Annotated in this window: 16 protein-coding genes; 15 read left to right on the top strand and 1 reads right to left on the bottom strand. The window is 38.3% G+C overall.

Annotation, left to right across the window (positions count from 1 at the left end):
* Positions 1-177 precede the first annotated feature (177 nt).
* From KORDIASMS9_RS14775 to KORDIASMS9_RS14730, 13 genes are all read left to right on the top strand, one after another.
* The gene (locus KORDIASMS9_RS14775) at positions 178-2331 is read left to right on the top strand and encodes an ATP-binding protein (RefSeq protein WP_162819980.1); all 2154 of its coding nucleotides are present in this window, start codon (positions 178-180) and stop codon (positions 2329-2331) included.
* On the top strand, positions 2328-2702 hold the full coding sequence (locus KORDIASMS9_RS14770) for a response regulator (RefSeq protein ID WP_114903584.1): 375 nt from the start codon (positions 2328-2330) through the stop codon (positions 2700-2702). Before KORDIASMS9_RS14775 ends, KORDIASMS9_RS14770 begins: the two co-directional genes overlap by 4 nt.
* A 96-nt stretch (positions 2703-2798) precedes the next feature.
* On the top strand, positions 2799-2963 hold the full coding sequence (locus tag KORDIASMS9_RS23360) for a hypothetical protein (RefSeq protein WP_162819979.1): 165 nt from the start codon (positions 2799-2801) through the stop codon (positions 2961-2963).
* A gap of 38 nt (positions 2964-3001) precedes the next feature.
* Positions 3002-3241: a hypothetical protein gene (locus KORDIASMS9_RS23355; protein ID WP_162819978.1), complete on the top strand. Its 240-nt coding sequence runs from the start codon at positions 3002-3004 to the stop codon at positions 3239-3241.
* 42 nt (positions 3242-3283) lie between these two features.
* Positions 3284-3511 (top strand): hypothetical protein, encoded by a 228-nt coding sequence (locus KORDIASMS9_RS23350; protein WP_162819977.1) that lies wholly within the window; start codon positions 3284-3286, stop codon positions 3509-3511.
* A gap of 50 nt (positions 3512-3561) precedes the next feature.
* Entirely contained in the window at positions 3562-3801 is a 240-nt protein-coding gene (locus tag KORDIASMS9_RS14765; protein WP_114903583.1) for a hypothetical protein, read from the top strand.
* A gap of 498 nt (positions 3802-4299) precedes the next feature.
* On the top strand, positions 4300-4710 hold the full coding sequence (locus KORDIASMS9_RS14760; protein ID WP_114903582.1) for a hypothetical protein: 411 nt from the start codon (positions 4300-4302) through the stop codon (positions 4708-4710).
* Between the two features lie 178 nt (positions 4711-4888).
* A complete protein-coding gene (locus KORDIASMS9_RS14755) occupies positions 4889-8728 on the top strand; it encodes an efflux RND transporter permease subunit (RefSeq protein WP_114903581.1) in 3840 nt (1279 codons plus the stop codon).
* Entirely contained in the window at positions 8718-9941 is a 1224-nt protein-coding gene (locus KORDIASMS9_RS14750) for a TolC family protein (RefSeq protein ID WP_114903580.1), read from the top strand. The genes KORDIASMS9_RS14755 and KORDIASMS9_RS14750 overlap by 11 nt, the downstream gene beginning before the upstream one ends.
* Positions 9942-9947: 6 nt before the next feature.
* Positions 9948-10667 (top strand): heavy-metal-associated domain-containing protein, encoded by a 720-nt coding sequence (locus KORDIASMS9_RS14745; protein WP_114903579.1) that lies wholly within the window; start codon positions 9948-9950, stop codon positions 10665-10667.
* Between the two features lie 4 nt (positions 10668-10671).
* Positions 10672-12375 (top strand): efflux RND transporter periplasmic adaptor subunit, encoded by a 1704-nt coding sequence (locus KORDIASMS9_RS14740; protein ID WP_114903578.1) that lies wholly within the window; start codon positions 10672-10674, stop codon positions 12373-12375.
* Between the two features lie 96 nt (positions 12376-12471).
* A complete protein-coding gene (locus KORDIASMS9_RS14735) occupies positions 12472-12882 on the top strand; it encodes a heavy-metal-associated domain-containing protein (protein WP_114903577.1) in 411 nt (136 codons plus the stop codon).
* Between the two features lie 121 nt (positions 12883-13003).
* Positions 13004-13378, top strand: coding sequence for a DUF423 domain-containing protein (locus KORDIASMS9_RS14730; protein WP_114903576.1), 375 nt, complete (start codon positions 13004-13006; stop codon positions 13376-13378).
* Between the two features lie 2 nt (positions 13379-13380).
* Here the strand turns inward: KORDIASMS9_RS14730 and KORDIASMS9_RS14725 are convergent, their stop codons facing one another.
* Complete coding sequence (locus tag KORDIASMS9_RS14725) at positions 13381-13929, bottom strand: hypothetical protein (protein ID WP_114903575.1); 549 nt, start codon at positions 13927-13929, stop codon at positions 13381-13383.
* 135 nt (positions 13930-14064) lie between these two features.
* Between KORDIASMS9_RS14725 and KORDIASMS9_RS14720 the strand changes: the two genes are divergently transcribed.
* Positions 14065-14841, top strand: a complete 777-nt coding sequence (locus tag KORDIASMS9_RS14720) for a DUF3108 domain-containing protein (protein ID WP_114903574.1) — start codon at positions 14065-14067, stop codon at positions 14839-14841.
* 28 nt (positions 14842-14869) lie between these two features.
* Positions 14870-15199: a hypothetical protein gene (locus KORDIASMS9_RS14715; RefSeq protein ID WP_114903573.1), complete on the top strand. Its 330-nt coding sequence runs from the start codon at positions 14870-14872 to the stop codon at positions 15197-15199.
* The last annotated feature ends 121 nt before the right edge of the window (positions 15200-15320 follow it).

Here is a 15320-nt window from a genome sequence, read left to right as displayed (position 1 = left end):
ACAGAAAACTAGACATCTACACACTTTAAAAAGCGTATACTCAACAAACCTCCAAAAAACAAATTTTCCCCAATCACGCTCCACAATCAAAATGTTTTTCCTATTTTTAGTAATGAAATGGATTCCTAAAAAATGCATCACAACCAGCTACCCGCGCATATCCTCCAAAAGTCCAGTTTGTATCTGATTGTTTTAGATGCAAAAGGTGTTATACAACAACTCAACGATTGCGCCGCAGCGGCTTTTCAATCGGAACACACAGGTGTTGGGACAGATTTTCAAGAGTTGGTGTTGGATAAATTTCAAGACAAACTGCAACACATTCTTCAAAAAGTAACCAATGGTGAAATCTTGTTAAATCAACGCTTAAAGTTCCCTACCAAAACCTCCAAAGGAATTCTAACATTGCGGCTCGATTTTTCACGAGACGGCGATTCTATTTACGCCATGGGAATTGATGTCACGCAAGAAGACAAAGAACAGCAAGCCTTGCAAGCGATTTCTGAACTTGGTAATATTGCAGCTTGGTATTATAATCCGATTACAAAAGAACTATTTTGGTCGAAAGAATGCTACAAAATGCATGGAATTGATCCGAAAGATCACGAAAGAGATCAAAAAGGGTTTTACAATTACGAAGCAGAAATTCAAGAACGCGCCAAAGCCTATTTATACAAACTCCTAGAAACCAAACAACCGTACGAGTATATTGAAACGGTACAAAAGGAAACTTCCACCACATATTTACGCATCACTGCCGAACCTGTTTTCCACAATGAAGAAGTCATTTTTGTCAACGGAACGGTTGCCGATGTTACTGAACGTCAAGAATACATTCAAAAGCTTGAATATAGTGAAGAAACCAAAAATTTAGCCCTGAAAGGAATACGCTCCGGATTGTTTGATCATGACATTAAAAGTAATACGGTCTATTACAGTTTGGCTTTTAAAAAAATGTTGGGCTTGTCTATCAAAGATGATTTTGTCCCTGAAGAAACCTTTCGTCAAATGATTCATCCCGACGATGTAGACGAGGCGTTGCAACGCCATTTGGATAATTTAAACAAGGACACGGCGTACTACTTCAATCACTATCGCTTGCGCCATTTAGATGGAAAATATCGCTACTATGAAGTCTATGGCTATTGTAAAAAGAACGAAGACGGCAGCACCAAACGTTTGATTGGAAACCTCATTGATGTCAATGAACGGAAACTCAACGAACAAATGGTTGAGAAAAATCAGCGTCGCATGCGTGCCATGATTAACAATGGTTTTGTGTATATCTTTTTACTAGATACTGATAGTAAAATTTTATTGACAGATACCGCTTCCGCGGGAATCATTCAAGGAGATTTTGGCGTACATCCTTTGGAAACTACAGTGTATTTTAAAAACGTAATTCCGCTCAACTTTAAACATACCTTTACCAATTCATTCAACGAAGCCCTAAAAGGTACCACCACACGAAAAGAAGTAGAACGTGTCATGCACCAAGGCAATTCGCAATGGTTGGAAATAAAATACACACCGATTACCGATACCAAGGATGAGGTGACTTCCATACTTATTACTGCATTGGACATTACGGAACGTAAAATTGCAGAAATTGCCGTAAAAGAAGCACATGTAAAAGCGCAAGAGCTCAACAGTTTAAAAACGAACATTCTGGCAAACTTTAGTCATGAAATCAGAACGCCACTCAATGGCATCATGGCAATTAGTGAATTACTCCTTACGGAAGAAGATGCCGAAGAACGCACAAAACTGTTAGCATATCTCAAAGAAAGTAAAGATCGTTTGTTGGAAACGGTGAACAATCTTTCCAATTTTAGTGAAATAGAAGCGATCAAATCCAATCTTACGCTAACTGTACACGATCTAAATTATGTTGTTGAAAGTTCCTATCGGGAATACGATCATTTAGCACAACAAAAAGCATTTGAGTACAAACTCATACTCGATAAAAGCATTCCAAAAGTAGAAATTGACGAACAACTCTTTCGAACTGCTTTTAACAACATCATTCACAATGCCATCAAATATACCCATGCGGGCGGAATTGTAGTTGCTATTACTTCTGATGCAACACGGAAAGAAGCAACTATTTCCGTAAAAGACACAGGAATTGGCATTGAAGCGAATAACCTAGAAAAAATATTTGACCCTTTTATGCAAGAAAGCATCGGAATGACGCGAAAGTATGAAGGTACTGGCATCGGACTGAGTCTCTCCAAACGCTACATTGAAATCTTAGATGGCAGCATTGAAGTACGTAGTGAAGTTGCTAAAGGTTCCGAATTCATCATAAAACTTCCTTTACACTCGTGAACATTCTCTACGTTGAAGATAATAAAGTAAATGCGATGGTGATGGATAAAATGCTCTCCAAGGAAAACGCACGTGTCACCATTGCTGAAAACGGTATAAAAGCTTTGGAACTTGTTGAAAAAGATACACACGATGTCATTCTATTAGATATCAATCTGGGGAAAAATCAAATGGATGGTTGCGAATTGCTCAAAAAAATTCAAGCCTTACCTACGCACAAAAACACGCCTATATTTGCCATTACAGCCTATGCGATGCCTGGCGATGAAACACACTTTATCAACTTAGGATTTGATCACTACTTCTCAAAACCTGTTAATTTCCCAGCCTTACTTTCGGCACTACACGACGCATACTTTTCCCAAGGCTAATCACCTCATTCACAAACAGTAATTCTATATTTTACGGTAAAACCGTAGCCAAGTCTGATTGCTTCTTTTTAACTTGAATATTTAAAATGTATACTCATGAAAAAAAGAAACTTACAAAAACTACAACTCAACAAGAAAGCAATTTCTTCCTTAAAATACACTGAAATTAAAGGAGGAACTGAAGGAACTATTAGAACAGACTGTACTATATGCTGTTGGATAGACAAAACGTTTCCTTGTGGTACGTATATGAGTTGTTAAATTATTAAAACTTTGGTAAAACATAAAATCGAAAAATCATGAAAAAAAAGAAGCTAAAAAATCTAAGTCTTACAAAATCGACGGTTTCACATTTGAATCAGAAACATATCATCGGTGGAGCACGAATCTCCATATTTATTTGTCCAATTCCTTTTCCACTACCGCAACAAACCGAAACGGGATGCTCGCAATTAATGGAATGTGATTCTGTAGCAGCATGTACAGCCAATGTCTGCAAAACTATTGAACTCGATACGGAAACAAGACCTATCTGTTAAGTTGCGTACGAAGAACTCATTAAAAAAATAAAACGCATTCGTATGAAAAAACAGCAGCTAACTAATTTACGCCTCGTTAAGGCGACAATATCAAGCTTAAACGCACAAGCCGTCACAGGAGGAGATTTGCTAACCAATGATCCTTGCCCACTTCCAAATCCAGATGAGACGGTAACGGGTTGCTCACAATTTGCAAAATGTGACTCTAAGCAAATATGCACCGCTACAGGTTGTAGAATCCAAAACGATGATCAAATGCCTGTTGGCTAACGCAACTCTATTTCAAGAATATATTACAAATCATTATAAATTACACAATCATGAAAAAAAAGAATCTAAAAAACTTAAAAGTAAGAAAGGCAACCATTTCTAGTTTAAATAAAAACGCAGGTGGAGCGGCAGCACCAAACACAAATTATTTAGTATGTGGTACAGGTCCACTAACCATTTACACCTGTCCATCAGTCTATTGTTCCGTATTTGTCAAATGTGATCCGTACAACTCTATGAACCGTTGTAAAACGATTGAAGTAGATACAACGACATTGCCAATCTGCTAAGAAATTTAGTTACCTGATGGAAAAGAGCGGACTGTAAAAGGTTCGCTTTTTTGAGTTTTAGACTTAGGTGTTGGCTTTGGCAAGTTCTAATACCAATTTGATTCTAAAAAGCTAGATTCTAAAGCGAAGCCGAGCCTTATTCAATTTGTCAATTTGATGATTCGTCAATTTGAAAATGAAGTTTCAAAGAAAACTCAAACATTGTATGAAAGAATCTAACGGGCGAAGCCGAGCCTTATTCAATTTGTCAATTTGATGATTCCTCAATTTGAAAATGAAGTTTCAAAGAAAACTCAAACATTGTATGAAAGAATCTAACGGGCGAAGCCGAGCCTTATTCAATTTGTCAATTTGATGATTCCTCAATTTGAAAATGTATTAATTTATTTCAAACAAAACCCAAGATTCACTTAGAAACGTACCAACATACCAAGAGCGAAGCGATACCAAAAATCTAATAGCAAAGCAAGTCTAAAAAAAACGTATATTTGCATATTGATGAAAAAGTTTCTAACACATACTAGCGTCATTCTTTTAGCACTTCTAGTGCTAAGTTCCACCTTTTCGTTCACCATCAATGAACATATTTGTGGTGGCGTTCCTATCAGTTTTTCTATTGGAATGGAAGCTGAAAACTGCGGCATGGAACTAGAAACAACAACTTCATCAGAAACTACCATGAAACAAGTATCTTGCTGTGATGATGTTACCACATTGATTCAAGGACAGGACGAATTGCCAACACAACAAGACATTCACTTTACGACACAAACCTTCATCAAAGCGTTTGTATACAGTTACATTTATGTACTTCCAAGTACAGACACTGAAAAAGCAGTGTACAAACCGTATGTTCCGCCACCATTGATACGAGACATACAACTCCTCGATGAAACTTTCCTAATTTGATGCATACGTTACTATATGTAACGCTTGTTTAATTTTCTATACTTTACTTTCTTCTATAAAATTGCTTTTCACATGAAACGCAGTCAAAATGATAAGAAACAAAAAGTAACCAAAATTGAACTGCTGTTACACTACACAATTCCTACTCTAATAAAAGTACGTATAAACAGCAACAATTATGCTCAACAAAAGCATTCAATTTATCATACAACACAAGCTGGTAGCACTGCTCCTACTCGTTTCCATGATTGGTTTCGGACTAAGCACAGCACCATTCGATTGGAATTTAGGCGATTTCCCCAAAAATTCCGTTGCCGTAGACGCCATTCCCGATATTGGCGAAAACCAACAAATCGTATTCACCAAATGGCAAGGACGCTCTCCAAAAGATATTGAAGATCAAATTACCTATCCACTCACAAGTACCTTGATGGGAATTCCTGGTGTAAAAACCGTGCGAAGTTCCTCTATGTTTGGGTTTTCCAGCATCTATATCATCTTCAATGATGAAGTGGATTTCTATTGGAGTCGCAGTCGCATCTTAGAAAAACTCAACGCGCTACCAAGTTCCTTGCTTCCTGACAATGTGCAACCGACTTTAGGTCCAGATGCCACAGGTTTAGGGCAAATTTTCTGGTATACATTAGAAGGCAGAGATGAAAACGGAAACGTTACAGGCGGCTGGAATCTGCAAGAACTCCGCAGCATTCAAGATTATTATGTAAAACCTGCGCTTTCCAGTGCTGCCGATGTGTCGGAAGTGGCTTCCATTGGCGGTTTTGTGCAAGAATATCAAATTGATGTATTGCCCGATGTACTCAAAAAATACGAGCTGACATTAGCACAAGTTGTCAATGCAGTACGAAACAGCAACAAAGAAATTGGCGCAAAAACCTTGGAAATCAATCGTGCAGAATATGTAGTGCGTGGTTTGGGGTATATAAAATCTATTGAAGATATAGAAAATACACCTATTTCGTCGAAAAGCTTTACGCCAATTTTAGTAAAAGATGTGGCAAATGTCTATCTCGGTCCTGCGGAACGTCGTGGCATCCTCGATAAAGAAGGCGCAGAAGTTGTCGGCGGTGTTGTGGTAGCTCGCTATGGTGCGAATCCGATGCAAGTCATCAACAATGTAAAAGAAAAAATACAAACGATTAGTAGCGGCTTGCCGACGAAAATTTTAAAAGACGGACGCACTTCGCAATTGACAATAGTTCCGTTTTACGATCGTACCGAATTAATTCAAGAAACGCTGCACACACTAGAAGAAGCCTTATCGCTTGAAATCCTAATTACGTTGCTCATCATTGTCATCATGGTGTTCAATTTGCGCGCTTCGTTGCTCATTGCCAGTATTCTGCCTGTGGCGGTTTTGGTGGTGTTCATTGCGATGAAACTCGGAAATGTAGACGCAAACATTGTCGCACTTTCTGGAATTGCCATCGCCATTGGTACGATGGTCGATATGGGCATTGTATTGATAGAAAACATCACGCGCCATTTGGAAGAAGATACTGAAAACACACCAATCAATGCATTGGTGTACAAAGCGACTTCGGAAGTTTCAGGCGCAATTCTGACGGCAGTCCTAACCACGATTGTGAGTTTTATTCCTGTATTTATGCTGGTTGGTGCCGAAGGAAAACTATTCAGTCCACTCGCCTACACCAAAACGATGGCACTTGTCGCTGCAATCATCATCACGCTCTTTGTCTTACCCGCAATGGCGGCATGGGTTTTTGGATGGAAATCGACACGCAAACGTTTCACACTGTTGCTAAATGTGCTTGTCATAGCCGTAAGTATCTATGCAATGGTATACGGAATTTATCTCGCGATGGCATTGGCTGTTTTTGGAGTGACGAATATTCTAGCGACTCAAAAGATCATCACAGAAAAAACACAGAAAAGAATTCATATCATTACTGCTATTTGCACCTTACTGATCTTGTTAACAATCTATTGGCGACCGCTAGGCTACACAAACGCATTAGGAACCAATTTTATTTTTGTCGCATTGACTTGTGCTTTGGTAATTGGAACGTTTACCGTATTCATCAAATATTACGAAAAACTATTACGCTGGGCATTATCGCATAAACTTCTGTTTTTAAGTCTGCCACTATTGATCCTCATTGCAGGAGTTTCTATCTGGCAAAACACAGGAAAAGAATTCATGCCTGCGCTCAATGAAGGTTCATTTTTACTCATGCCAACCTCGCTTCCACATGCAGGAATTGAACAAAATAAGCAAATTTTACAGCAGTTGGACATGGCAGTTGCCAACATTCCTGAAATTGAAACCGTAGTTGGAAAAGCGGGTCGTGTGGAAAGTGCGCTCGATCCTGCGCCGTTGTCGATGTATGAAAACATCATTCATTACAAACCTAAATATATGCTGGATGAAAACGGCAAACCGCAGCGTTTTAAGGTGAATGAAGATGGTGAATTTATACGTAGAGATTATAAAAATGTCAGTTCGAATGCAGTTGAGAACACCAAAGACATCTCGACTGCGCTCGATGTGACAAACGAAAACAACACGTCAGTTCGAGGAACGATAGAAACGAGCAACAAAAACAATACGTCAGTTCGAGTGGCGCGAGGAACGAGCGTTGTATCGAGAACCGCTTCGAAACGTATTTCTGCTAAAGACTTAATCCCTGACGAAAACGGCGAATTCTACCGCAATTGGCGACCGCACATACAATCGCCCGATGACATTTGGAATGAAATTGTACAAAATACCAAATTGCCAAGCATTACCTCAGCACCGAAATTACAACCAATTGAAACACGCCTGATTATGCTACAAACAGGCATGCGTTCGCCAATGGGCATTAAAATTAAGGGACAAACCTTAGAACAGATTGAAGCCTTTGGCTTGGAATTGGAACAACTATTACAAGAAGTTCCCCAAGTGAAAAAAGAAACCGTTTTTGCCGAACGCTTGATTGGAAAACCGTATTTGATTTTAGACATCCATCGGGAAGAAATTGCGCGGTATGGACTGTCGATCAAAGCTGTACAAGATATTTTGGAAGTTGCCATTGGTGGAAAAGTGGTGACACAAACCATTGAAGGTCGCGAACGGTATAATGTGCGTGTACGCTATCCGCGAGAATTACGCGCCAATCCGAGCGATTTGGAAAACATCTACATTCCGCTGCCAAACGGTTCCGAAATTTTACTGAAAGATATTGTTTCCATACAATATGAAAAAGGACCACAAATGATCAAAAGTGAAGATACGTTTTTGGTGAGTTATGTATTATTCAACAAGCAATCAGACATTGCGGAAGTGACTTTGGTAGAACAGTTGCAAGCTTTACTAAAAGAACGCATTAACGAAGGAAGCTTACTCGTACCGAAAGGTGTAAGTTATGAGTTTTCTGGAACGTATGAACAGCAAGTGCGCGCCGAAAAAACATTGATGATTATTGTTCCAATCGTATTGTTGATCATCTTTTTGATTCTGTATTTTCAGTTTAAATCGATCGCAACATCGTTATTTATCTTTGTGGGAATTGCAGTCGCGTTTGCAGGCGGATTCATCATGATTTGGCTGTACGGACAATCGTGGTTTCTCAACATTGAACTCTTCGGAAGTAATCTGCGCGATTTGTTTCAAATAGAAACCATCAACCTGAGTGTCGCCGTTTGGGTAGGATTTATTGCGCTGTTTGGAATTGCCACCGATGACGGCGTAATTATGGCAACCTATCTGCAACAAAATTTTACCAAAAAACTTCCAAAAACGAAAGAAGCAGTACAAAATGCAGTGGTAGAAGCCGGAAAGAAACGAATTCGTCCGTGTTTAATGACGACAGCCACAACGTTGTTAGCATTGCTACCAATTTTAACGTCTACTGGACGCGGAAGTGATATTATGATTCCGATGGCGATTCCTAGTTTTGGCGGAATGCTAATTGCACTGATTACCTTATTTGTCGTGCCAGTTTTGTATAGTTGGTATCAAGAAATTCAATTAAAAAAACATACAGATGAAGCATAAAATCATATACATATTCGTTTGTTTAGGGTGGGTTCAATATAGCAACGGACAAACCTTAGAAACCTATCTGGCGGAAGCCGAAAAAAATAGCTCCGAAATTTTAGCAGAACAATTGCAATACGAAAGTGCGTTGGAAAAAGTAAACGAAGTTGGAAGCTTACCCAATACACAATTGGGCATTGGCGTGTTTGCGCAAGCCGTAGAAACCAGAGTGGGACCACAAAGAGCGCGTTTTTCGGCAAGTCAGCAAATTCCTTGGTTTGGAATGCTTGGCGCGAAGAAAGAACAGGCAAAATTACTGGCTGTTGCCAAAGAAAGTGAGATTGAATTTTTAAGGCGACAGTTGCGACTGAATGTAAAAGTAGCATACTATAATTTGTATTCTTTGCAACAAAAACACCGCATTACCCAACAGCATATTGCCATTTTGGATACCTATGAAAAGTTAGCGTTGAATGAACTCGAAAACAATCGTACGGACATGGTAGACGTATTGCATATTAAAATGAAGAAAAATACGTTGCAACAACAGTTTCAAGAGATTTCGGAAGACATGCAAAGTAAGAAAGTACAATTTAATCTGTTGCTGAACAGACCAATTGCGAATGAAGTTTTGCTGTTAGATTCCCTACAGATTCAAGAAGCTTCTTGGTTTACGAATAAAGAAACGATTGAAAACAATCCGAAGTTGCAACAATTGAACGCACAAGAAATTGCGTTGCAACAATCGGAATTAGTCGCGAAGAAAGAAGGAAATCCTACCTTTGGTTTTGGACTCGATTATGTGCTGGTGGCAGAACGTTCGGGCATTTCGCTTCCTGATAATGGAAAAGATATTATCATGCCGATGGTAACCGTTTCAATTCCTATCTTTAATAACAAACACATCGCGAAGCAAAAACAATTACAATTACAACAAGAAGCAATTGTGCAAACGAGAACGACCGTTAAAAATCAATTGCTCATTGCCTACGAACAAGCCAAGAATAAATTGAAAAATGCTGCCGAAAGTATAAAGACACAAAACGAAAACATCGCGCAAGCCAATCAAGCCAAAGAAGTGATATTAGCAGCGTATCAAACAGGCACGATGGACTTTGAACAGTTGTTGTCGCTGGACGAATTGGCATTGAATTTTGAATTGCAAAAAGTGAACGACATCAATACCAGTCTCACCAACAGTGCGATCCTTGAATTTTTAATTGCAAAGTAAAAACACATGAAACAGACCTATATCATCCACGGAATGACCTGCAACGGTTGCCGGAGCAAAGTAGAAAGTATTTTGAATAATTTGGATAATGTGATCGCGGCAAGCGTGAATTTAGAAACATCTGAAGCAGCAATTGAAGCTTCTTCACCACTCGATGCCAAAACAATACAAGCGGCATTGCCCGAAAAATATACCGTTCAAACCGAGACACAAAACTTGTTTGAAACGACAAAAACCCAAGAAAAGAGTGAGTTGCAACAATTGTTTCCGTTGTTTTTGATCTTCTTTTACATCACCACAGCGAGCATTTTGATGCACGTAAAAAGTTGGTCTACAGCAGCATTCATGCTCGATTTTATGGGACTGTTTTACATTGTATTTAGCTTCTTCAAGTTGTTGGATTATAAAGGATTTCCAACTTCGTTTCAAATGTACGATCCGTTGGCAAAGCAAATTCCCGCGTATGCGTGGATCTATCCTTTTTTGGAAGTTGCGCTCGGGCTTATGTTTTTATTTCGCTTTGAAATTCCGATCGCATTAATCGCTACGATTGTCATTTTAGGAATTACCACAATTGGTGTTTCCAAAGCATTGTTAGATAAAAAAACCATTCAATGTGCGTGTTTGGGAACAGCGTTGAAATTGCCTATGACCAAAGCGACATTTATTGAAAACTCCATCATGCTCGTGATGGCAGTTTGGATGCTCATCAACTTATATTTTTAGCCTTATGAAAAAATATGTCATCTATATCATTATTTTGATCGTGGGAATTGCCGTTGGGAAGTTTGCCCTTTCGGGAGAAGAAACCAAAGACCATTCGCATACAGAAGAAACAACTTCGGAAACTACCATGTGGACGTGCTCCATGCATCCGCAAATCATGCAACCCGAAGCGGGCGATTGTCCTATTTGTGGGATGGATTTAATTCCTGCAAAAGAAAGCAGTAACGAACTGTCTCCGAATCAATTCCGCATGACGGAAAACGCGATTGCCTTAGCCAATATTGAAACCACCAAAGTATCTGAAGGAACCACAAATTCAACTACTTTGAAACTTACCGGAACGATTGAAGCCAACGAAAAAACCAATGCGACACAAACCGCACATTTTGGGGGTCGCATTGAAAAACTATTTGTCAATTTTACAGGTGAAGAAGTCCGCAAAGGACAAAAAATCGCCTTGATGTATTCGCCAGAATTGGTCACCACACAACAAGAGTTGTTAACCGCCATGCGCATGAAAGCTTCGCAACCTGAGTTGTACAAAGCCGTTCGGAACAAATTGAAATTATGGAAATTGACAGAAGCACAAATTCAACAATTGGAAACTTCTCAAAAAGTAGCTACGCAGTTTCCTATTTACGCAAGTGTTTCGGGCGTTGTGACGGAAAAGTTGGTGGAAGAAGGCAATCATGTCATGGAAGGTGGCGCACTGTTTAAAGTCTCCAATTTGAATACGGTTTGGGCAAGTTTTGATGCGTATGAACCTCAAGTGGGGAATCTTAAAAAAGGCGATGCGATTACAGTTTCAACCAACGCAAATCCGAATGAAAAAATTATGGAAACCATTAGCTTTATTGATCCTGTGTTGAATGTAAAAACACGAACTTTTTCCGTGAATGTTGAAATGAACAATCGTGATCAAAAGTTAAAACCTGGCATGTTTGTCACAGGAATTTTAAGCACGGAAGTTTCAAAAAGTACCGCATTGCTCATTCCGAAATCTGCGGTATTGTGGACAGGAAAACGTTCGTTGGTGTATGTAAAAAAGGAGAATGAGCCTATTTTTGAAGCAAGGGAAATTGTTTTGGGATATCGAACAAAAGATCAATATGAGGTACTTTCTGGATTGACGGCTTCTGATGAACTTGTGACAAATGGCGCATTCACCGTAGATGCTGCGGCACAATTGCAAGGAAAAAAGTCTATGATGCATCGGGATGCTTCCGTCAAAAAAACGACAGCCAACGAATTTGAACTGGATGTTGCTTTTGAAAAGGCGTTTCTACCAAGCATTAACGCGTATTTGGAACTCAAAGATGCATTGGTAGCAAGTGACAAAAAGTTAGCGACCGAAAAAAGTGAAGCATTTAGAAACGCATTGGAACAATTAACCGTTCCGCAACGGAATTTACCAGGTTCAATTTGGGCAATTATGCACAAAACCTCCAAAGGAATTCACAATGCAGTTACTATTGAAAGACAGCGGAAAAATTTTCAAATTATTTCTGACAATATGATTATTTTGTTGAAAAATTTTAAAACGTTCGATCAGCAAGTTGTCATTCAATTTTGTCCAATGGCGGACAATGATAAAGGTGCGTATTGGATTAGTAATGAAACTACCATTAAAAATCCGTATTTTGGCGATGCGATGTTGACTTGTGGAAGTGTGGTGCAGGTGTTGCGTGTTGGGAAGTATGAACACTGAATGTTGAATGTTGAATGTTGAATGTTGAATGTTGAATGTTGAATGTTGAAAATAAACTATTAAACTCATAAACTCATAAACTAAATTTAAATTAAAATGAAAAAAGGAATCTTATTAGTCGCAATGATCGCTGGTTTGGCAATTGTAGGTTGTAAAGGCGATGCTAAAGCAGAAACAAAGGAAGAAACAAAAACCATTACTAAAAATAGCAAAGGCAAAGAGTTATCGATGGCAACTTTTGGCGTGCGAGGAAATTGTGGGATGTGTAAAGAAACCATTGAAAAAGCTGCTCATAGTGTGAAAGGTGTTGCCAAAGCTACTTGGGATGTGAAGAAAAAGAGCATTGAAATTTCGTATGATGAATATGTTGTGAATGAAAATGTTGTTCACAAAGCGATTGCTGCTGCAGGCTATGATACCGATAAAATGGAAGGCGATAAAGAAGCCTATAGCAACTTGCCAAAATGTTGTCAGTATAGCGATGAGCAGTTGATGAATCAGGAGTAAATTCTCTTTGCAAAGAAATTTTGCACCAAAATTTTAAATGAACATACATGAAAGAAGGTCTGATAAAAGATGTGTACGAAGTCATTATCAAAGAAATACAAATCTTATGTACCTTTGCATCATGGAAAAAATCATATTAATCACCGCGGCTTTGTATGGCGCATTGGGCATTATTTTTGGCGCGTTTGGCGCACATGCCTTGAAGAAAACATTTTCAGATGATTTACTAAAAAGCTTTGAAACTGGCGTAAAATATCAACTATATCACGCCATTGTGTTGCTAGTGATCGGATTTCAATTGTCCTTTACTGAAACACTAGAAAAAAGTGCCGCTTGGTGTTTGATTTTCGGAACGTTTTTGTTTTCTTTTAGTATTTACGGTTTGTGTTTGAGCAGCGCCAAAGGCAAGAAACTTCGCTTTTTAGGACCCATTACACCACTTGGCGGATTGCTGTTAGTCATCGGTTGGATTTTATTAGGCATTTCGTTTTTGTAAAATTACGAATTGTAATCTCTTCGCAACTCAGGCAAGGTTTTGTTAGACGTAATCAATCCGTTGATAAGGTAATTGCGTACATCTTCCAAATCGTCATGCGGAATGTACTTTGCCCATTTGGTTTCGGTAGTAATCGTTTTGAGTTGCCGTAAAACTTTCCGTGTATCGCCTGCTGTTCTTAACACATATTCATCTTTATACGAAGGTTCATTTTTGTGAAAGTATTCGTATTTGTGTGTGAATTCACTTTTTTTGACGAAATACAATTTCTCTACTTCATTGTCTTTATAAAAATCGGTCCATTTGGCAAAACCTACTTTTGCACCGTTTTGAAAGGTTGAAGTTTCTGTTTGCAATCGCCATCTACAGGTAGCTGCGCGTCCCCAATGTGAGGAAAATCGGTATACGCCATCGTTTGTGTAGAAGTATTGACTTCCAGAACGGCTCGTAAAATCGGGTGTTTTATCTTGTATCCATTGAAGGTCAACTGCTTTGAAAATACAATAGGTATTTTTAAAAAAGTTTTGTTTGTGAAAATTTAATTTCGTCACTACGTTGTAATGTGTATTTTTGCCAAAGTTACAAAATGCTATCAGATGCTTCTTACGAATAAAAAAATAAGTTTGGCACAATAAGTGAATACTATAGCGTTAGTACTAAAGAAAAACACCTAAATAATGAAGAGAATGAAAAAGATTGTATGTCTTCTGATTGTGACTTGTCTGTTTCAAGTAGCAGCACACGCACAACAATTGCCTTTTAAGGACGGTGAAAAATTGGTTTTTACCGCATCCTACAAGATGTCAGGTTTTTTAACGGATTTGGCACAAGTAAATATGGAGACTTCACAAGTAAAAACATCTAGCAACACCTTATTACACTTTAAATGTCGCGCAAGCACTTTTAAAAAGTATGATTTTTTCTTTAAGATTCGTGATGTGTATGAATCGTATGTAACTAAATCTTCTTTGTTGCCTGCCATGTACAAAAGAGACATTCAAGAAGGAAGCTACAAGAAGAAAATGAAATATGTATACAATCAGAAGAAAAAACTCATTAAAAGTGAGCAAATTAAGCGTAGACGTGATGGAACTGATTGGATTGTAAATAAGAATTTTAGTTTTAGCAACGGTGCTATGGACGTAATTTCTACCTTGTATAATGTGCGTAATCTTCCTATTGATAATGCTTCTGTGGGAGATGCTAAAACGTTTAAAATTATTTTTGACAAAGAAGAAACGCCTGTAACCCTAAGATATGTTGGAAAGGAAACCGTAGATGCTGGAAACTTAGGACAAAAAACGTGTCACAAATTACAAGTGATTACCAATGGCGATTTTCTAAAAGCAGCAACGCTTTGGATGACGGCAGATGCTAATAAAGTTCCTGTCAAGGTTGAGTTTACCATCCCAATTGGAAGTGGTATGTTACAATTGACAAACGCTTCTGGGCTTGCAAACTAATTTTCATTAAAACCAAAAAATACAAACCATGAGAACTTTTTGTATCATTTTAGGAAGCATTTCGGCAGTATTGGCCTTTTTACTTTCATTTTTTCTAGACAGCTTTGCTTATATTCCCGTAGTATTTGGACTTATTTTAGGCTTTGCCGCTTTGTATATTTCCAAAAGCAACGGAATGCGAGAAAACGTTCCAAAATTGATTATAGCTTTGTCGTTTCTGGCAGCAGCCATTACTACGATGAATTTGTTTAAAGAAAATCAAGTCGCTGACGATGTAAAACAAGCTACCGAAAAAAGTGAAGAACAAGAAAAAGAAGATGTGAAAGAACTTGAAAAAGAATTGGAAGGATTAGAATAATCGCAAAAAAACATACAAAAGTCTATCGTAATTATAACTGATAGACTTTTTTTATGCGCTTGTTTATAGATTCTACTGTTTTTTAAGAAATATATAACAAAATAAAAGGCTGATTTCAATA

It is taken from the genome of Kordia sp. SMS9, assembly GCF_003352465.1.
GTDB lineage: Bacteria > Bacteroidota > Bacteroidia > Flavobacteriales > Flavobacteriaceae > Kordia.
This window is presented reverse-complemented; position numbering and strand designations above follow the sequence as displayed.